Consider the following 18,576-nt stretch of genomic DNA (forward strand, 5'->3'; position numbering starts at 1 on the left):
GCCAGCTATAGGAGTTTTAAATGCAAGATGAACAAATAGAACGTGAGTCAATGGAGTTTGATGTCATTATCGTTGGGGGTGGTCCTTCAGGTCTAGCCGCTGCCATTCGCCTACGTCAACTTGCTCTTGAAGCTGGTAACGACGGGTTCATGGTTTGTGTGGTTGAAAAAGGCTCTGAGTTTGGTGCTCATACGCTATCAGGTGCTGTCATCGAACCTCGCGCCCTAAACGAGCTCATTCCTGACTGGAAAGAAAAAGGCGCACCGCTAAATGTGCCAGCGACTGAAGATAGAATCTATTATCTAAATTCAGCGACGCGTTCAACCAATGTACCAAACGCCCTTGTCCCTGCCCCAATGCACAACGAAGGAAACTACATTGTCTCGTTAGGCAATGTGGTGCGCTGGATGGCTGAGCAAGCAGAAGAGCTTGAGGTTATGATGTTCCCAGGCTTTGCGGCATCTGATATTTTATACAATGATGATGGCTCAGTACGTGGCATATTGACTGGAGACATGGGTGTGGCCGCTGATGGCTCTCATAAGCCAAGCTTCGAGCCTGGTTATGAGCTTGTCGCAAAATACACCATATTTGCTGAAGGCTCACGCGGTCATTTAGGCAAACGCTTAATCAGCCGCTTTGCTCTCGATAAAGACAGTGACCCGCAGCATTACGGCATTGGTCTTAAAGAGCTTTGGGAAGTGGATCCAAGCAAGCATGAACCCGGCGTGGTGATGCACGGTCTTGGTTGGCCATTAACCGAAACAGGCTCTACTGGTGGCTGGTGGTTATACCATGACGAAAATAACCAAGTCAGCTTTGGTCTTGTTGTCGACTTATCCTATAGCAACCCTTATATGTCGCCTTTCGATGAAATGCAGCGTTTAAAAACCCATCCTGTTATTAAACAAGTATTAGAGGGTGGTAAGCGCTTGTCTTATGGCGCACGCGCATTGACAAAAGGTGGCCTAAACTCTTTGCCTAAGTTTACTTTCCCAGGTGGGGTATTGGTCGGTGATGATGCTGGTTTCTTAAACCCTGCTAAAATCAAAGGCACTCACACCTCAATGAAGTCAGGTATGTTAGCCGCTGAAGCTATATTTGAAGCACTACAGGCAGGTCGTCAGCATGACGAAGTAGTCGGCTACGCTCAGCGTTATAAAGAGTCATGGTTATATGAGGACAATAAATCTGCCCGTAACTTCTCCCCTGCGATGCACCGTATGGGGCTATTGATGGGCGGGGCATTTACCTTCATCGAGCATAACTTGTTAGGTGGTAAGATGCCGCTTACTATTCGTGACATGACCCCTGACTTTGATAATCTAAATAAGGCGAGCCAATCTTATCAACCAGAGTATCCAAAACCAGATGGTAAGCTTACTTTTGATAAGCTGTCTTCCGTATTTATCTCTAATACCAACCATGCTGAAGACCAGCCAACGCACTTAAAGCTGACAGATCCTGCTGTACCGGTTGAAGTAAACCTACCTCTATATGCAGAGCCTGCTCAGCGCTATTGCCCTGCTGGCGTTTATGAGATTGTCAAAGACGCCGAAGGGGCTAAGTTTGTCATCAATGCACAAAACTGTGTCCATTGTAAGACGTGTGATATTAAAGACCCCGCGCAAAACATTACATGGGTAACGCCTGAAGGTGGCGGTGGTCCAAACTATCCCAATATGTAGATTTTTATAAATTATTGAATTTATATAATTTTTTAATTTTTTTCTTAAAATACCCTGCTCTTCATTGAGCGGGGTATTTTTTTCTGCCTTACTATACTATATAAAGAATTAGCTTATATAAACTTAAGAAAAACTTTCAAATGAAATATAATATGCCAAATTAAAATATAAGAACTCATTAAATGCTACGATAATTAAGTCTTATACTCGACGTTGAGGACTTTAACTTTAAGGCGTGACGGATTAATGATACGACTTCACTTAATTATTTTATTAAATTTATCGAAAAAAATTTTTATTTATTTTGAAGCAATAAATTTTAAACTCTAGTATTGCTATACATAACATACATCTGTAAACTGAAATAGTTGTGTAACTTAATCCAAACAGTTTGTTTAATATAATTTATACACTCAATGAACTTATTTTATTGATTGCATGAAGCGATCGTTTAATTAGATAAGGTTCATCCCCTCTATGACAAAAGGAGCTTGTCACATGAATAATACTCATGATGCCTCCGGCTATTGGAAAGCCAACGTGCGTCTCATCTTAGGGTGCTTAGCGGTCTGGGCAATTGTCCCATACGGCTTTGCTATTTTATTAAGACCTCTCCTCGCAGATATTCGATTCGGTGGTGCTGACTTGGGCTTTTGGTTTGCCCAACAAGGGTCTATTGCGACCTTTATCATCATCATTTTCTTTTACGCTTGGCGTATGAATAAGCTGGATAAACAATACGGTGTCGACGAGGAGTAAGCCTAATGAGTCAATTTTGGATTAATATTCTGTTCGTTGGTGCCTCCTTCTTACTTTACTTCGGTATTGCAATTTGGGCACGGGCAGGATCTACTAAAGAGTTTTACGTTGCAGGTGGCGGTGTCCATCCCGTAGTCAATGGCATGGCAACTGGTGCAGACTGGATGAGTGCTGCGTCATTTATTTCCATGGCGGGTCTATTAGCCGCTGGAGGCTATGGCGCTTCGACCTATCTTATGGGCTGGACCGGTGGTTATGTGCTATTAGCCTTATTACTGGCGCCCTACTTACGCAAATTTGGTAAATTTACGGTACCCGACTTTATTGGCGACCGCTTCTATTCCAAAACTGCGGCTTTGGTAGCCGTTGTGTGTTTGATCATCGCCTCCACCACTTATGTCATCGGACAGATGACGGGTGCCGGCGTGGCCTTCTCACGCTTTTTGGAAGTTGATAACACCACCGGGCTTATTATTGCGGCGGTTGTGGTCTTTTTCTATGCTGTACTCGGTGGCATGAAAGGTATCACCTATACCCAAGTCGCTCAATATGTGGTACTTATTATCGCCTATACCGTACCGGCTGTCTTTATTTCGCTTGAGCTAACGGGCAATCCAATACCTGGTCTAGGGATGTTCTCCACTCATACCGAGTCGGGACTACCACTATTAACTAAGCTTGATCAAGTGGTGACAGACTTAGGCTTCGCCGCTTATACCGCGGATGTGCCGAACAAATTAAATATGGTGCTGTTTACCTTATCGTTAATGATCGGTACTGCCGGTTTACCTCACGTGATTATTCGCTTTTTCACAGTGCCAAAAGTCTCAGATGCCCGCTGGTCTGCTGGATGGGCACTGGTGTTTATTGCGCTGCTATATTTTACCGCACCCGCTGTCGGTTCAATGGCGCGTTTAAATCTAATCGATACCGTATATCCTCAAGGTACTGATGCACCTGCCCTACCCTATGAAGATCGTCCAAGTTGGATGCAAACTTGGGAAGACACAGGTCTCATTCAGTATTCAGATCTAAATGGTGACGGCCGTATCCAGATGTACAATGACGGTGGACTAGGCGCCGCAAAAATTGCCTTAGCAGATGCCGAAAAAAATGGCGGTGATGTAGCAGCCGCTACCGCCGCTGTTGAAGCGGCCCGTACTGCTCAAAGTGAAATTGCAGAGGGTAAATTTGACGCCGCTGGCTGGGAAGGTAATGAGCTAGACGTTAATAAAGACATTATGGTACTAGCGAACCCTGAAATTGCTAATCTACCGCCTTGGGTTATTGGCTTAATCGCTGCTGGTGGCCTTGCTGCTGCACTGTCAACGGCTGCTGGACTTTTGTTAGCGATTTCATCGGCCATTAGTCATGATCTGATCAAACGCAATATAAACCCAGATATTTCTGATAAAGGTGAGCTATTAGCAGCCCGTATCTCTATGGGTGTGGCGATTGTTATTGCGACCTATTTGGGCCTTAATCCACCAGGATTTGCCGCCCAAGTGGTTGCACTCGCCTTTGGTATTGCCGGGGCATCGCTGTTCCCTGCATTGATGATGGGTATTTTCTCTAAGCGTATCAATAGTATTGGTGCGATATCAGGTATGTTGGCAGGTTTGATAACCACACTGGTTTATATCTTTGTGTTCAAAGGCTGGTTCTTCGTAACAGGGACGGCCAACTTCCCTGATACGGCTGAGTATTGGTTATTTGGAGTATCGCCACTGTCATTTGGGGCAATTGGTGCTTTAATTAACTTTGCGGTGGCATTTGCTGTCTCGTCTATGACGGCTGCGCCACCTGCTCATATTCAAGAGCTTGTAGAAAGTGTGCGTTCACCTCGTGGTGCGGGTACAGCGATTGATCACTAAGTCTGGGTACTAAATTTTATAGCTCTTCTAGAAATTAACAGACTTTAAATCATACTCACTTTAAAGGGATAAGTCAGATAACTGGCTTATCCTTCTTTAATATTACCCTTATTTAGTCTTAACCTTCATCAATAAGCACACCGCCTTTAATGACAACGCACTTGGATATGTTTAATGATTTATGAATTTATTGCGACCATTACCGCCGGTTTTGGGATGGCAGGCATTGCACTGATAGTTCGCCATTTGTCTAAACTTGTTGGTAAACAAGCGCCAAAATGGCTTATTCCAATATTTGCTGGTATAGGCATGCTTGGTTTTCAAATACATCAAGAGTACCATTGGCATGAACAGCAGATGAATCTCCTACCAGCCGATGTCAAAGTTATTAAAGTCATCGAAGGGACTTCTTGGTTCCGTCCTTGGAGTTATGTCAAGCCGCAAGTCATTCGATTTATGGCAGTTGACTCAGGTCAACCTATCGGCCCCACTATCCGTCAGAAACGATATGCCCCCACAGACACTATTAAGCGCATAAATATCTACCTATACGAAAGACGTATCAGCACCAAAGTTATCCCGCAGCTCATTAACTGCAGCGATCCTGCTATCGCCATTATACAAACCAACACGCCTGATAATAGCGCTGAAGATAGCACACGCACTGCTACAAAGCTTGAGTCGCCACAATGGCATAAGCTCCCTTCAGACGATCCGTTATTACAAGCGGTATGTCAGGACTAAGCTGCGCCAAGCTATTAAACCTAGCTTTTTAACCCAACTGCTTAACCTAGCTGCTTAAACGCTGAAACCTATAATACATCACCTATTTGACTGCCAGTCGTGCTCTATTGTTAGCGATGGTCATAGTGCCTATCCCCTTAACGTTTGCCAAATCATCAATACTGCGAAACGGCCCAAAGGCATCCCGGTATAAGATAATTTGCTTGGCTTTATTGCTACCAATACCATGCAAGGTGGTTAGCTCCGCTTCAGACGCATCATTAATATTGACTACTATACGTGATTTGGCTAGCTCTTGTGATTGTTGGTGTAGCCTTTGCTGATTGATCAGATAGGCATACGCCAGTTTGGCATCACCAAAACACTGAGGCTCATGTGGCTGTTCTTTTAAATAATCAGATGAGTGTTGTGGGACTTGCACTGACGTTTGTGCTGTCTGTGCCGCCTGTATATTGCTCATCCATACGAGCCCAATAAACAGGAGCAAACTGTTCTTAACTAAAACGGTTTTGAAGTCGTTTAATAGCTTAGTTGATAACCGAAAACCTACCGTATTATTCAAAATGTTTGGCTTGCTCCCAGAGTGCATCCATCTCAGCAAGACTACTACTTTCTGGGGTTTGACCTTTTTTTGCCAGTTCTTGTTCGATATAGGAAAACCGTGATCGAAACTTATGTACACAGGTTAGTGTCGCTGCTTCTGCATCGAGGTCTAGCTTACGTGCCACATTGACCAAGCCAAAGATACAGTCGCCAAGCTCCTTTGCCAGTTCCTCTTTTTCATTATCGGTGGCTTTCTGGCCAGCGCTGGGTAGAATTTGCTTTAGCTCGTCTATTTCCTCTTCAAGCTTGGCAATCGCGTCGTGTACCCCGTCCCAGTCAAAGCCAAGTTTACTGGCCGCTTTTTGTAAGCTTTGAGCCTGCATTAAAGCGCTACCTGCTTTGACATTGTCTAAGCGACGTTTGGGTTTACCTCGATGCTCCCGTTCCGCATTCTCAAGGGCCTTGATCTCATCCCAGCGTTTTTTAACGGCTTCCTCATTGGGTAATTTATCGGCTTCGAATACATGGGGATGACGGCGAATCAGCTTACTTTGTAAATTGTAAATGACATCGCCAAGATCAAACTGATGTTGCTCAGCGTATAATTGGCAGTGAAAAACAACTTGTAATAACACATCGCCCAGCTCACCTTTAATGTCTTCTATATCACCTTCTTGAATGGCCTCTGCTAGCTCATATGCTTCCTCTATGGCATAAGGAATTAAGCTATGATTGGTTTGTTTGATATCCCACGGGCAGTCCGCGCGCAATCTTGCCATTAACGCCAATAGATCCTCTATATTTTTGGTGGGTTTAGGCGACCCTGCTACAGGTGTTGGTGCTTGTGTGTGTACCATTTTTATTCCTAATTGGTGAGTTTGTTCTTAATTATTTTTGTTTATCTAATTATTATAAATGGTTCTTGATTGCTGCTGCTTGTTGTTGACTTCTGTTGATTGGAATTAACGTAAAAGAGTGTCTTTAAACGCTTAAACGCTTAAAAAAGTAAGTCGATTGGGGATTGTCTATTAAACTTCTTGAGTGACCATTTGATGCACGCTTTCAGAGGATTTATTAACATTAAGGCATTAATAAAATCAGCGTGTTATTAGCCTGTCATATCCGCAGTGTATCATTTTTAAAATTGCATCTAGATTATGCGTATTTTACCTTTATCTAGAACGGTTATTTGGGTTTTTGCGCTCTTAATTTTTAACCTATCACTTGAACGGGTTAAAACAGGTATACTTGACTATGTCAAAATAATGTCATAAAAACCTATTATAAAAATGTTCTATAAAATAAATTCACAAAACCTATTTTATTTATTCAACATGTCACTTAGCTTTTCACTTACCGTTTCGCTTAACAATATCATTTAATGACGCTATTTAACGACACCCTTTAATGTTGAATAATATATTAAGAGATTAAAAAGAATATGACGGATAGTAATAATAACGTTGCCCCAATGGCAACACAGCATCAAGACAATCAATCTGGTCCAACTCTCAACAAAATTGTGGTCATTGGTGCAGGCTATGTCGGCCTGTCCAACGCCATATTGCTGGCACAACCGCACTTAAATACTCAGGTGATGTTATTTGACATTGACCGACACAAGATAGCACAGCTGCAGAAAAAACAATCCCCTTTGCAGGACACCGATATCTGTGATTATTTAGCCAACAAGCCACTAAACCTCAAAGCCACGCTGGATCTGTTTGCTAATATTGATGGCAGTGCCGAAGGTATTTATAAGCATTGCGACTTGGTCATTATTGCCACCCCTACCAACTACAATGTGGCCTCAGGATACTTTGATACCACTTCAGTAGAAGCCAGTATCAGTATCGTGCGTGAACAAAATAGTCAGGTACCTATCGTCATTAAATCGACTGTTCCTATCGGCTTTACTGACACAATGCATGAGCGTTTCGATGATAATATCCTATTTATGCCTGAGTTTTTGCGTGAAGGACAGGCTTTATACGACAACCTACATCCGTCGCGAATTATCGTCGGTGCAATGTCATCTCAGCACAGCCTAGCCGATGCCTTAGTCGCGCTATATGAGCATGCCAGCCAAGAGTCTGAGGTGCCCTCGCTCATCATGCCTGCCACAGAAGCAGAGGCAGTCAAGCTTTTCGCCAACAGCTATTTGGCGACTCGTATTGCCTTCTTTAATGAACTAGACAGCTTTGCTGAAAAGCATGAGCTCAATAGCCAGTCGATCATCACCGGTGTCGGCCTCGACCCCCGTATCGGACAACATTATAATAACCCATCATTTGGCTATGGTGGCTACTGCTTACCCAAAGATACCCAACAACTTAAAGCCAATTATGCCGGTATTCCAGCCAATCTGATTCACGCCGTGGTCGATGCCAATAACACCCGCAAACGCTTTATTGCCCGTCAAATTATCGATAAAAATCCCAAAAGCGTGGGTATTTGCCGTCTTAGTATGAAAAAAGACGCCGATAACTTTCGAGAATCTGCGGTGCTTGATGTGATTGACATCCTAAAACAACATGGACTGAAAGTCACCATCTTTGAGCCTGCTCTCAAATTATCAACTTTTGAAGAGTGCGAGGTTATCAAAGACTTTGAACAGTTTAAACAACAAAACGATTTAATTGTTGCCAACCGTTGGCACGATGGACTAGAAGACGTCAAAGATAAGGTTTACTCTCGAGACGTGTTTGGCTATAGTTAAGTCTCTATGATCGTTTTCACCCTCAAAAACTGATTTTAAAAAGCTAAACTTTAAAAATTATTAACTTTAATATAATTTTGATGTCCCAATCTATTTTGTTTTAAGGCCAAACATGACAACACAATCGACCCCTGCACATGATAACTTTCCACAAAGAGAAATTACCTCTTTTAAAGCCTATGACATCCGTGGCGAATTAGGCGTCAATTTGGACGATGATATTGCTTATCGTATCGGCCGTGCTTTTGCTCAAATCTTAGCCGACCAGCGCACTCAAAATAATGTTGCCGAATCGGTCAACAATTGCATCGTTATTGGTTGTGACATCAGAGACTCTAGTGAAGCGCTTAAACAGGCGACTATCCGAGGCATCGTGGATGCAGGGGTCGATGTGATTGACTTGGGCATGACTGGTACCGAAGAGGTGTATTTTGCCACCAGTCATTATCAAGCATTAGGCGGTATTGAAGTAACAGCCAGCCATAATCCTATTAATTACAATGGTTTAAAACTGGTACGTGATGGCTCAAGACCTATTAGCGCTGATACAGGGTTGGCCGACATTCAAGCCCTTGCACAGCAAGGCACGTTTAACCCAGCCTCACAGCAAAGCTCTGTCATCAACAAGCCAGACAAAACCGCTTACGTGGATCATTTAATCAGCTTTATTGATACTGACAACCTTAAGCCCTTGAAGATTGTCATTAACTCGGGCAATGGTAGTGCCGGCCCTACAGTTGACTTATTAGAACAGCGCTTACAACAAGCGGACGCCCCTATCGAGATTATCAAAGTTCATCACACCCCAGATGGCAGCTTCCCCAACGGCATTCCCAATCCAATGATTTTGGCAAACCGTGAGTCTACCAAACAAGCGGTTATCGACAACCAAGCTGACTTAGGCATTGCCTTCGATGGCGACTTTGATCGTTGTTTCTTATTCGATGCCCAAGGTGACTTTGTGGAAGGTAGCTACGTGGTCGGTATGCTGGCCCAAGCCTTTTTACAAAAGCATCAAGGCGCTAGCATCGTCTACGATCCGCGTGTCATTTACAACACCATCGCCATCATTAAAGAGGGCGGCGGACAAGCGATCATCAGCAAATCTGGTCACTCTTTTATTAAGCAAGTCATGCGTGAATCAGGCGCGGTTTACGGCGGTGAAATGAGCGCCCACCATTACTTTAAAGACTTCTTTTACTGCGACAGTGGCATGATTCCTTGGCTGCTCACCATTGAGTTATTGTCTACCACTGGTAAGACCTTGGGTCAACTGGTTAATGAACGCATTAGCGCCTACCCAAGCTCTGGTGAAATTAACTTTAGACTTACCGATGTCGAGAGTGATGAGATCCTTAATCGTATTAAAGCGCACTATCAGTCTCAAAACCCAGACATTAATACCTTAGACGGTTTAAGTCTCGATTTTGGTAACTGGCGCTTTAACATTCGAGCTTCCAACACCGAGCCACTCATCCGCCTGAACATCGAAACCATCGGTGATGAGACGCTACTTAATGAGAAAATCGAAGAAATTAAACATTGGTTAGCCGATCAAGGCGCGGTTGTCGCATAACAGAAGAGCAGAGTTTTCTATATAAATTCACTAGAGACGCAGTAACGTGCATAAAATATCTCAAAAATTGTGCACGTTATACGATTTTTAGCGTAACGTGCACACCTAAATGACATTATTGTGCATGTTAAGTCGTAACCCTTTAAACAAAGTGGTAAAAGAGGGTCTTTTTACTTATGTTGAAAATTGAAGACTTCAAGTGCTAGTTTTAGGTGTAATGGACAAAATTCAGGCTAAAAACGAGCGGTTAGTCTCTAATGGACAAAATTCAGGCTAACCCGCAGAGTATGTCATTAAAAAGTTGTTAATAAACTTAAGCTTACGTTGTTTATTAAGTCCATTATGACTGCTTAATTGGCGTTTTAACTCACTAAACAAACCTTCTAGAGAATTGGTCGTATTTGGAATGTTTAAGTCATCTAATTCTCTATAAGTGAATAACCATTCACTATTTACTCGCAAGCTTCTATAGGCACTTCTAAGACGCTTATGGGTGTACCAAGTCTTACCAGTATCTGTATTGATACTACGCTCATTTAAGTAGCCCTCATGAGTCAAATACCAGCAATCCAAGTCTTGAATGAACGTTGTCTTATCATAATCCTTTATGTTTAAAGCGAGTTGTCTGAGTGCAATACTAGCGATATTTTGAGGTCGGCGAGTTAAGTATCGAGTGATGATCTGTAGCTGATGAAACTGGCACATTTGCATGGGTATATCTTTAAATAAAGCGTTAAGACCTCGTCTTCCATCGCAAGTAATACTTGTTATATCAATACCTTGTGATTTTATATCCTCTATTCCTAGCTTATACAGCGCGTTGGTCTCATAATGAATAATGCGGTGATGCAATACAGCTTTGCTTGTATAGTCCATAAATACCATTAAGCCAAACGTTCTACCAAAGTAAGTAGTGTCCATCACTATGTTGGCACGAGAAGGTAGCTTATTAAGTGACTTTATTTCAATAGTATCTAGTCGCCTTTGTATGGTCTTTATGCTACAGCCATACTTATGAGCAAGTTGTGGTGTAATGGACAAAATTCAGGCTAAAAACGAGCGGTTAGTCTCTAATGGACAAAATTCAGGCTAACCCGCAGAGTATGTCATTAAAAAGTTGTTAATAAACTTAAGCTTACGTTGTTTATTAAGTCCATTATGACTGCTTAATTGGCGTTTTAACTCACTAAACAAACCTTCTAGAGAATTGGTCGTATTTGGAATGTTTAAGTCATCTAATTCTCTATAAGTGAATAACCATTCACTATTTACTCGCAAGCTTCTATAGGCACTTCTAAGACGCTTATGGGTGTACCAAGTCTTACCAGTATCTGTATTGATACTACGCTCATTTAAGTAGCCCTCATGAGTCAAATACCAGCAATCCAAGTCTTGAATGAACGTTGTCTTATCATAATCCTTTATGTTTAAAGCGAGTTGTCTGAGTGCAATACTAGCGATATTTTGAGGTCGGCGAGTTAAGTATCGAGTGATGATCTGTAGCTGATGAAACTGGCACATTTGCATGGGTATATCTTTAAATAAAGCGTTAAGACCTCGTCTTCCATCGCAAGTAATACTTGTTATATCAATACCTTGTGATTTTATATCCTCTATTCCTAGCTTATACAGCGCGTTGGTCTCATAATGAATAATGCGGTGATGCAATACAGCTTTGCTTGTATAGTCCATAAATACCATTAAGCCAAACGTTCTACCAAAGTAAGTAGTGTCCATCACTATGTTGGCACGAGAAGGTAGCTTATTAAGTGACTTTATTTCAATAGTATCTAGTCGCCTTTGTATGGTCTTTATGCTACAGCCATACTTATGAGCAAGTTGTTTATAAGTCTGTTTACCTTGAGTATATTCTTGCCACAAAGTTGTATTATTGAGCCTTTTGCCACCTAAAAACTGCCGATTACAGACAAGGCATTTGTACTGCTGTTTCCCTGATTTATAACCATTCTTTTTAGTGTGTTTTTCACCACAAAAAGGGCAGTTTTTTGATTCATGGCTTTCAATCCTTGCAAATACTTATAGTATATAGCTTTAAAGGGGGTGTCAGCCTGAATTTTGTCCATTACACCCAAGTTGTTTATAAGTCTGTTTACCTTGAGTATATTCTTGCCACAAAGTTGTATTATTGAGCCTTTTGCCACCTAAAAACTGCCGATTACAGACAAGGCATTTGTACTGCTGTTTCCCTGATTTATAACCATTCTTTTTAGTGTGTTTTTCACCACAAAAAGGGCAGTTTTTTGATTCATGGCTTTCAATCCTTGCAAATACTTATAGTATATAGCTTTAAAGGGGGTGTCAGCCTGAATTTTGTCCATTACACCTAGTTTTAATTAAACATCACGATTTTTCGAACTAATAAAATACCCCTTTACTCTATAAGAAAAGGGGTATTCTATGTTGGTATAGGTTGAATCTATTTAAATTAAGCTATGCCTAGTTCGCTATGGCTCCCTAATCTGATCAACTCTACTGCATCAGAACCATTTCGATATAAAAGCACCAAATCGGGCTTGATATGACAGTCCCTAAAATCTTTAAGGTTTCCCGTCAATTGATGGTCTCTGTATCTTATAGGAACGGGCAAGCTATGACACAAGCAATGCATTACCTCAATCCATTCAGGTGTGGTTAGTGCCATATAATTTTTCTTGGCATCTCGCTTAAACTGTTTTGTAACCTCAATTGCTTTCACTATGCTTGACTGGCCTCATCACTCAATTCGTCCAGCATCTCTTCTGCAGTATTATAGCGGGTCATGTTACCGGCTTTCGCGTCGGCGATTGCTTGCAAAGTCGTTGGATTTTTCTCATAAGCGATAGTGCTTTGCGCATAATCAAAAGACAAAGGCACAGTGCCTGTACCAGCAACTTGCTTCAAAAATAACCTAAAAGCCTGCGAGGGTGACAAACCATAATTCTCTAACACAGCAAAAGCCTCATCGCGCAGTTCTTTATCAATACGAATACTATAATTTACAGCGGTCATTTGTATGCTCCTTTTATGTGCTATATATGCTTAGTATAAGTGATATTTACTCAAAAGTCATTTTAAAGACTTTGTTTGTAACCATTCACGAGTACTAGCAAACCCAAATTTAAAAGTGCTAAGAAATCGGGTGCAAACGTTATAAATTTTAGGTTTAGGAATGTGGCGTGGGTGCAATGAAATGAAACCCACGATTTTGATTAAAATTATCGTCAAGGTTATTGTCAAATTCAATGCCCTGGGTTCTGCTTCGCGACACCACACGCTACCAAACATCCTGCCAGCGTATGGTATATAACAGTGAAGTGAGAATGGCGCCACAGCTTTAGTTAGTTAGTACTAAAAAACAAACGTGTACGAAGACTATTTGTGACGTCCAATACCTTGATAATCGCCTTTAAGCGATTGAATATGCTGTCTGCCAAAAGCGTTTTGTGCATCAAACACAGGAATGACCACGTCATTAATTGCAGCAATCGGCAAGCGTTGGGTGCTCGGCCAAGAGAGGACAAATAAGGAATCGCTGTTTGATAGCTGCTCGGTGGGCGCTTCAATAAACTGCAATAAAGGCTGATCGGGATATAAGCCCGCCAGCTCGCTTTCTGCCTCTAACGCATACACATAGGTGGTGATGTTATATGACCATAATAGACGCAATAAGGGGTGAATCGCTGACGATGTGGTGCGCCCAGAGCCTGCTTTGTAACTGGCACCCCAAATACTGACCTGTTTGTTATCGATCGACCCATCAAAATATTGCCAGAACTTACGGAAGATAAGCTCTTTTTGATCGTCATTGATGGTATAAACGGCTTGCATTAGGCGATGCTCAACGGGGCTGTCGTCTAGGGTTTGCTGTAAAGCTTCAATTTCGGCCGGTAAGGTCTTGCCACCAAAGCCCCAGCCTGCTTTAAGGTAGCTTTTGCCAATGCGGGCGTCTTTACCCATAATATTCGCCACTTCAACGATATCAACACCTTGTTGATCAGCAAGACGCGACCACTCATTCATAAAGCTGACGCGGGTGGCAAGCATGCTCATAATCGCACTGCGCGAGAATTCGATAGTGGCAATATCACTAATATAGCTTTGCTCAGCTTGAGCAATGAGCGGCTGTAGCATGCCGACCTTATCGATAGAGTCGGTGGTCTTCTCGCCCATCAACCACAGTTTCGGAGACAGCATGGACGGATAGGTGCGACCATCTTGTAAGAAAACAAAGGGTACATAATACACCCAAGGACGTAGGCACTGTTCGGCAATATCGGCAAACACGCCCAACGTGCTAATACCACTTAAGATTAAGGGTATTTGAGCAGCAACATTGCTTTCGTTGAGCTGATTTACCCAGCGTTGTTCGGTCCCAATCGCCTCCATCCATTGCGCCGGTAAGTCACGATAAAATAGCCAATATAAGTTAGGCTGAGGATCAGCAAATAAAGCGCTGGCCTGTGATGGGATAGGCTGTACGCGGATGGTTTGCTGACTGAGATACAGCTGCCATAAAGCCTGTTGCTGATGCTCAAATGTATAATTATTAAGAGTGCGCTGTAGCTCATCCTGATCAGCATATAAGCTGACAGTATTGCCAAGGCTAACCATGACAGTTGCTGTAGTAATAGCATCTATCGAGTGGCCGACGATGATGCAGTGATTTGGCTCAGCGTTTGACAGTTGTGATACTGGGGTAGCCATTAAGTGATTATCCTTTATTTATTAACTCATTAAATAAGCTGTTTTTTTAGTCGATTATTTTCAAATATCGGGATGCTTAACTATCTCTTGGTTAATATGTCGCAATAAAGCTTGAGTAGAGCCGTCAAACAGATCTTCAGGTTTTAGTCGAGCATTAACGGCATCATTGACATTGTGAGTATCGTTTGTATTAGTGGCATCGTTTGTATTAGTGGCATTACCCTCTTTACTTTCATTGGCTTGCTGAGACTCGGTTTGTGATTCAGCTACCTGACCTGACGTCTTAATATGGGCAAAGACTTCATTCGCCACCTTCTTGCCCATTTCTACACCCCATTGGTCAAAGGGATTGATATCCCAAATACTTGCCATCACAAACACCTTGTGCTCATACAACGCAATCAAGGCACCAAAGCTTCTGGGGGTTAGCTCATCTAGCAAAATGGTAGTAGACGGCTGATTGCCGCGATATCGCTTAAATTTGTCAACCTCGGAAACGGCTTTCTGTAAGGCTTCAGACGCAGCAAGTGCGTCATTACCAAACGCCAGTACCCGACTTTGTGCCAGACAGTTAGCTAACGAGAGCGCATGTTGGTGCTTTAATTCACCGGCATCGGTGCTGTCGTAATAATTGACACAGGCAATAAAGTCACAGGATACTTTTTGAGTACCTTGATGCAGTAGCTGATAAAACGCATGCTGGGCATTTGAGCCAATCTCCCCCCATAAAATAGGACAGGTAGAGTATGGGATAGGCTCACCGCAATGTGTGACAGATTTCCCGTTACTCTCCATTTCTAATTGAGTCAGATAACTGGGTAGGTACTTTAAGCGTCCGTCATATGGTAGAACGGTATGCGCATTGATACCCAAAAAGGTACTGTTCCACACCCCGATCAGTCCCAATAATACGGGTAAGTTTTGCTCAAAGTCGGCATTTAAGAAGTGCTCATCCATCGCATGAGCGCCGGCGAGCATTTCATAAAACCTCGCCATACCGATACGGATTGCCACGGCAAGACCGATGGTTGACCACATTGAGAAGCGTCCCCCGACCCAGTCCCATAACTTGAGCTGATGTGCCTCGACGATACCCCATTCGCTTACTTTTTCAGGATTGGCAGACACCCCGATGAAATGACGCCGCAATACAGTGGCTTGATTGGCGCCTGTTGCCAATAGCCAAGCTCTAGCAGTTTGCGCATTAGACAAGGTATCGACAGTACTAAAAGACTTGGAGGACACAATAAACAAGGTGGTCTCAGGGTTTAAGACATCAAGCAAATTACCCAACTGAGTGCCATCCATATTTGACACAAAGTGTACGTTAATATGGCTGTCTGCCCACTCATCAAGCGCACTATTGGTCATGACAGGGCCTAGATCAGACCCCCCCACTCCAATGTTGACCACATCAGTAATCGCCTTGCCACTATAGCCACGCCAGACGCCACTGCGAATACGCTCGACAAGTTCAGCAGCTTTAGCCAAGCTGTCATGCACTTCTTTGACCACATCTTGTCCGTCAACCACCAGCTGGGCAGACGGTGGCAAGCGAAGGGCAGTATGTAAGGCAGCACGCTTCTCACTGCTATTAACTTTATCACCTCTATATAGTGCCGATATTCGATCGTGAAGGTGACAGGCACGTGCCAAGTCCATAAGTTCCGATTTGACGGACTCATCAACAAGTTGTTTGGAGTAATCAAAATACAGTCCTTCCGCGCTGACGCTAAAGCGCTGCGCTCTATCAGCATCTTCGGCAAACAGATCGGTCAATGACCAGTGGTGATCGGCTAACTGTTGTAATTTCTGCCACTGCGGCAGATCATTGGGTAGAGGGGTAGACATAGTTTTCATTCACTAATGATGCAACTGAGGGTTATATTTTATTAGGGTCACACAAGGCTATACTTAGCCACTTATCGGACTATAACTGCTGCTGAGCAAAATACATAAAGGCTTGCATGTAGCTGGTCATATCACCGGCATCAAAGCTCTCACCTACCATCGTCGCTACATCCACCCCTTGGGTACTGATCAGGGCATCAATGGCATCAGTCAGCTGAATCTCACCGCCGACCGATGGTCTAGTCTCTGCTAAGTAATCAAAGATACTTGGGTTAAAGACGTATCGACCCACCACTGCTAAATTTGAAGGGGCATCTTCTAAACGAGGCTTTTCCACAAATCCAGCGACGGCAAAGCTGGCATTGTTATCCTTTGAGCGTTGTGCCAACTGATCTGCCTCTTTTAGATCGGCAATGCCATATTTTTGCACATCGCTATCGGCCACTTCACTGACTAGGATTTGCGAGTGCGATGACTGGGCGTATTGCTCGATCATATAGGCTAAATTATCTTGACTCATATCGGTGGTAAACGGATTTAATACCACATCAGGTAACAAGACCGCAAATGGACTATCGCCAACAATCGGACGAGCTTGTAATACCGCATGCCCTAAACCTAGCGGTTTGCCTTGTCGTATCATCGAAACCGATACATCATCCGGTAGCCAATTGAGACTATCTGCAAGTTCATCTTTGCCTTTGGCTCTTAACTGCGCATCTAATTCAGCATTGATATCGAAGTAGTTTTCAATAGCGCTTTTTTGCGCATGCCCGACCAACACAATATGTTTAATACCTGCCGCAATCGCCTCCTCTACGACATAATGTATGGCGGGACGGTTGCCTAAGGGTAATAACTCTTTGGGCACAGATTTTGAAAGGGGTAACATACGGGTACCAAAACCGGCAACGGGGATTACGGCATGCGTTACCTTGTCGTTATTAGATCTTGTATTGTTCGAGTCATTGTTCGAGTCATTGTTCAAGTTATTGCTCATATTATTATCCATAGCTTAACTACTTTTCCAATTTTTCTGTATTTTAATAGAAGAGGTAACCCTTATTGTAACAAACATTGATGACGATTTTATTGACGATAGCATAAAAAAGAGCATCCCGTAGGATGCTCTTAATAGTTATGGTAATCAGGTCTCTTAATACTCTAACTACATTAAAAATTCTTAATGTATTTAAAATTACGTATCATTAATATCAGTAGCGAATTACCAACCGGTAACTTCTTTAACGGTCTCACCGATCTTAGAAGGGTCACGTGTATAAGCGATGCCAGCATCTTCAAACGCTTTGAATTTCTCTTCAGCAGTACCTTGACCGCCAGAGATAATTGCACCGGCATGACCCATACGTTTACCTTTAGGCGCTGTCACACCAGCGATGTAGCCGATGACAGGCTTCGTTACATGCTCTTTAATATAAGCGGCGGCTTCTTCTTCAGCCGTACCACCGATCTCACCGATTAGTACAATAGCTTCGGTTTGTGGATCGTCTTGGAACATTTTTAAGCAATCAATTTGGTTCATACCTGGGATTGGGTCACCACCAATACCGATACACGTTGACTGACCAAAGCCAAGCTTCGTGGTTTGTGCCACTGCTTCATAAGTCAATGTACCAGAGCGTGAGATGATACCGACTTTACCTGGTAAATGGATATGACCTGGCATAATACCGATTTTGCATTGACCCGGTGTGATCACGCCTGGGCAGTTTGGACCGACCATCTTCACATCGCCCGCTTCTTCGATATAACGCTTGGCTTTTAGCATATCTAATGTCGGTACACCTTCGGTGATCACCACGATAAGCTTAACACCCGCATCAACGGCTTCAATGATGGAATCCAATACAAATGGCGCAGGTACATAGATGACAGAAGCGTCTGCATTAGTCGCTTCCATGGCCTCGCTCATGGTGTTAAATACAGGCAGACCTAGGTGAGTTTGACCACCTTTACCTGGGGTGACACCACCCACAACTTTTGTACCATATTCAATGGCTTGCTCTGAATGGAAAGTACCATTTTTACCAGTAAAACCTTGCACCAATACTTTGGTGTCTTTATCAATTAATACACTCATTATTTACTCCTAATTAG

The 18,576-nt window shown here is 42.9% G+C and carries 18 protein-coding genes; 6 read left to right on the plus strand and 12 right to left on the minus strand.

Annotated elements, in window-relative coordinates:
* The first annotated feature begins 20 nt into the window (after positions 1-20).
* From AC21OG_RS03270 to AC21OG_RS03285, 4 genes are all read left to right on the plus strand, one after another.
* Positions 21-1,688 (plus strand): electron transfer flavoprotein-ubiquinone oxidoreductase, encoded by a 1,668-nt coding sequence (locus tag AC21OG_RS03270; protein WP_487377162.1) that lies wholly within the window; start codon positions 21-23, stop codon positions 1,686-1,688.
* 498 nt (positions 1,689-2,186) lie between these two features.
* Positions 2,187-2,447, plus strand: coding sequence for a DUF4212 domain-containing protein (locus AC21OG_RS03275; RefSeq protein WP_487377161.1), 261 nt, complete (start codon positions 2,187-2,189; stop codon positions 2,445-2,447).
* 5 nt (positions 2,448-2,452) lie between these two features.
* Positions 2,453-4,321 carry a sodium:solute symporter family protein gene (locus AC21OG_RS03280; protein ID WP_486546187.1) on the plus strand — a complete coding sequence of 623 codons (1,869 nt, stop codon included), beginning with the start codon at positions 2,453-2,455 and terminating at the stop codon, positions 4,319-4,321.
* A gap of 174 nt (positions 4,322-4,495) precedes the next feature.
* Positions 4,496-5,065 (plus strand): hypothetical protein, encoded by a 570-nt coding sequence (locus AC21OG_RS03285; protein WP_486546189.1) that lies wholly within the window; start codon positions 4,496-4,498, stop codon positions 5,063-5,065.
* Between the two features lie 82 nt (positions 5,066-5,147).
* Here the strand turns inward: AC21OG_RS03285 and AC21OG_RS03290 are convergent, their stop codons facing one another.
* Together AC21OG_RS03290 and mazG are read right to left on the minus strand one after the other, a co-directional pair.
* Positions 5,148-5,525 (minus strand): ComEA family DNA-binding protein, encoded by a 378-nt coding sequence (locus AC21OG_RS03290; RefSeq protein ID WP_487377160.1) that lies wholly within the window; start codon positions 5,523-5,525, stop codon positions 5,148-5,150.
* Between the two features lie 94 nt (positions 5,526-5,619).
* The gene (mazG, locus tag AC21OG_RS03295) at positions 5,620-6,465 is read right to left on the minus strand and encodes a nucleoside triphosphate pyrophosphohydrolase (protein WP_487377159.1); all 846 of its coding nucleotides are present in this window, start codon (positions 6,463-6,465) and stop codon (positions 5,620-5,622) included.
* Between the two features lie 614 nt (positions 6,466-7,079).
* On the opposite strand from mazG, the gene AC21OG_RS03300 reads away from it, so the two are divergent.
* Both AC21OG_RS03300 and AC21OG_RS03305 read left to right on the plus strand, forming a co-directional pair.
* Positions 7,080-8,327, plus strand: coding sequence for a nucleotide sugar dehydrogenase (locus AC21OG_RS03300; RefSeq protein ID WP_487377424.1), 1,248 nt, complete (start codon positions 7,080-7,082; stop codon positions 8,325-8,327).
* Between the two features lie 112 nt (positions 8,328-8,439).
* On the plus strand, positions 8,440-9,903 hold the full coding sequence (locus tag AC21OG_RS03305) for a phosphohexomutase domain-containing protein (protein WP_487377158.1): 1,464 nt from the start codon (positions 8,440-8,442) through the stop codon (positions 9,901-9,903).
* 273 nt (positions 9,904-10,176) lie between these two features.
* Here the strand turns inward: AC21OG_RS03305 and AC21OG_RS03310 are convergent, their stop codons facing one another.
* From AC21OG_RS03310 to sucD, 10 genes are all read right to left on the minus strand, one after another.
* Positions 10,177-10,944: an IS256 family transposase, variant Zn-binding type gene (locus AC21OG_RS03310; protein ID WP_491185030.1), complete on the minus strand. Its 768-nt coding sequence runs from the start codon at positions 10,942-10,944 to the stop codon at positions 10,177-10,179.
* A gap of 48 nt (positions 10,945-10,992) precedes the next feature.
* Positions 10,993-11,928 carry an IS256 family transposase, variant Zn-binding type gene (locus AC21OG_RS03315; RefSeq protein ID WP_487377836.1) on the minus strand — a complete coding sequence of 312 codons (936 nt, stop codon included), beginning with the start codon at positions 11,926-11,928 and terminating at the stop codon, positions 10,993-10,995.
* The gene (locus tag AC21OG_RS03320; RefSeq protein ID WP_487377830.1) at positions 11,811-12,065 is read right to left on the minus strand and encodes a hypothetical protein; all 255 of its coding nucleotides are present in this window, start codon (positions 12,063-12,065) and stop codon (positions 11,811-11,813) included. Before AC21OG_RS03320 ends, AC21OG_RS03315 begins: the two co-directional genes overlap by 118 nt.
* Complete coding sequence (locus AC21OG_RS03325; protein WP_487377829.1) at positions 12,066-12,242, minus strand: hypothetical protein; 177 nt, start codon at positions 12,240-12,242, stop codon at positions 12,066-12,068.
* 107 nt (positions 12,243-12,349) lie between these two features.
* Complete coding sequence (locus AC21OG_RS03330) at positions 12,350-12,565, minus strand: type II toxin-antitoxin system RelE/ParE family toxin (protein WP_491185068.1); 216 nt, start codon at positions 12,563-12,565, stop codon at positions 12,350-12,352.
* Positions 12,566-12,618: 53 nt separating this feature from the next.
* A complete protein-coding gene (locus AC21OG_RS03335; RefSeq protein ID WP_487377827.1) occupies positions 12,619-12,912 on the minus strand; it encodes a type II toxin-antitoxin system RelB/DinJ family antitoxin in 294 nt (97 codons plus the stop codon).
* A 363-nt stretch (positions 12,913-13,275) separates the two neighbouring features.
* On the minus strand, positions 13,276-14,607 hold the full coding sequence (locus tag AC21OG_RS03340; RefSeq protein ID WP_487377826.1) for a UDP-glucose/GDP-mannose dehydrogenase family protein: 1,332 nt from the start codon (positions 14,605-14,607) through the stop codon (positions 13,276-13,278).
* Between the two features lie 60 nt (positions 14,608-14,667).
* A complete protein-coding gene (pgi, locus tag AC21OG_RS03345; RefSeq protein WP_487377825.1) occupies positions 14,668-16,458 on the minus strand; it encodes a glucose-6-phosphate isomerase in 1,791 nt (596 codons plus the stop codon).
* Between the two features lie 79 nt (positions 16,459-16,537).
* On the minus strand, positions 16,538-17,350 hold the full coding sequence (locus tag AC21OG_RS03350) for a UTP--glucose-1-phosphate uridylyltransferase (protein WP_491185069.1): 813 nt from the start codon (positions 17,348-17,350) through the stop codon (positions 16,538-16,540).
* Between the two features lie 333 nt (positions 17,351-17,683).
* Positions 17,684-18,559, minus strand: a complete 876-nt coding sequence (gene sucD / locus AC21OG_RS03355) for a succinate--CoA ligase subunit alpha (RefSeq protein WP_487377823.1) — start codon at positions 18,557-18,559, stop codon at positions 17,684-17,686.
* Positions 18,560-18,576 lie beyond the last annotated feature (17 nt).

Source organism: Psychrobacter sp. CX5 (assembly GCF_057621535.2).

What these genes read in the sequence shown, in the direction of transcription:
- mazG (WP_487377159.1), bottom strand. Translation starts at nt 6,465, where the DNA reads ATGGTACACACACAAGCACCAACACCTGTAGCAGGGTCGCCTAAACCC.
- AC21OG_RS03280 (WP_486546187.1), top strand. Translation starts at nt 2,453, where the DNA reads ATGAGTCAATTTTGGATTAATATTCTGTTCGTTGGTGCCTCCTTCTTA.
- AC21OG_RS03305 (WP_487377158.1), top strand. Translation starts at nt 8,440, where the DNA reads ATGACAACACAATCGACCCCTGCACATGATAACTTTCCACAAAGAGAA.
- AC21OG_RS03270 (WP_487377162.1), top strand. Translation starts at nt 21, where the DNA reads ATGCAAGATGAACAAATAGAACGTGAGTCAATGGAGTTTGATGTCATT.
- AC21OG_RS03290 (WP_487377160.1), bottom strand. Translation starts at nt 5,525, where the DNA reads ATGAGCAATATACAGGCGGCACAGACAGCACAAACGTCAGTGCAAGTC.
- AC21OG_RS03300 (WP_487377424.1), top strand. Translation starts at nt 7,080, where the DNA reads ATGGCAACACAGCATCAAGACAATCAATCTGGTCCAACTCTCAACAAA.
- AC21OG_RS03330 (WP_491185068.1), bottom strand. Translation starts at nt 12,565, where the DNA reads ATGGCACTAACCACACCTGAATGGATTGAGGTAATGCATTGCTTGTGT.
- AC21OG_RS03325 (WP_487377829.1), bottom strand. Translation starts at nt 12,242, where the DNA reads ATGGACAAAATTCAGGCTGACACCCCCTTTAAAGCTATATACTATAAG.
- AC21OG_RS03350 (WP_491185069.1), bottom strand. Translation starts at nt 17,350, where the DNA reads ATGTTACCCCTTTCAAAATCTGTGCCCAAAGAGTTATTACCCTTAGGC.
- AC21OG_RS03275 (WP_487377161.1), top strand. Translation starts at nt 2,187, where the DNA reads ATGAATAATACTCATGATGCCTCCGGCTATTGGAAAGCCAACGTGCGT.
- AC21OG_RS03340 (WP_487377826.1), bottom strand. Translation starts at nt 14,607, where the DNA reads ATGGCTACCCCAGTATCACAACTGTCAAACGCTGAGCCAAATCACTGC.
- sucD (WP_487377823.1), bottom strand. Translation starts at nt 18,559, where the DNA reads ATGAGTGTATTAATTGATAAAGACACCAAAGTATTGGTGCAAGGTTTT.
- pgi (WP_487377825.1), bottom strand. Translation starts at nt 16,458, where the DNA reads ATGTCTACCCCTCTACCCAATGATCTGCCGCAGTGGCAGAAATTACAA.
- AC21OG_RS03285 (WP_486546189.1), top strand. Translation starts at nt 4,496, where the DNA reads ATGATTTATGAATTTATTGCGACCATTACCGCCGGTTTTGGGATGGCA.
- AC21OG_RS03335 (WP_487377827.1), bottom strand. Translation starts at nt 12,912, where the DNA reads ATGACCGCTGTAAATTATAGTATTCGTATTGATAAAGAACTGCGCGAT.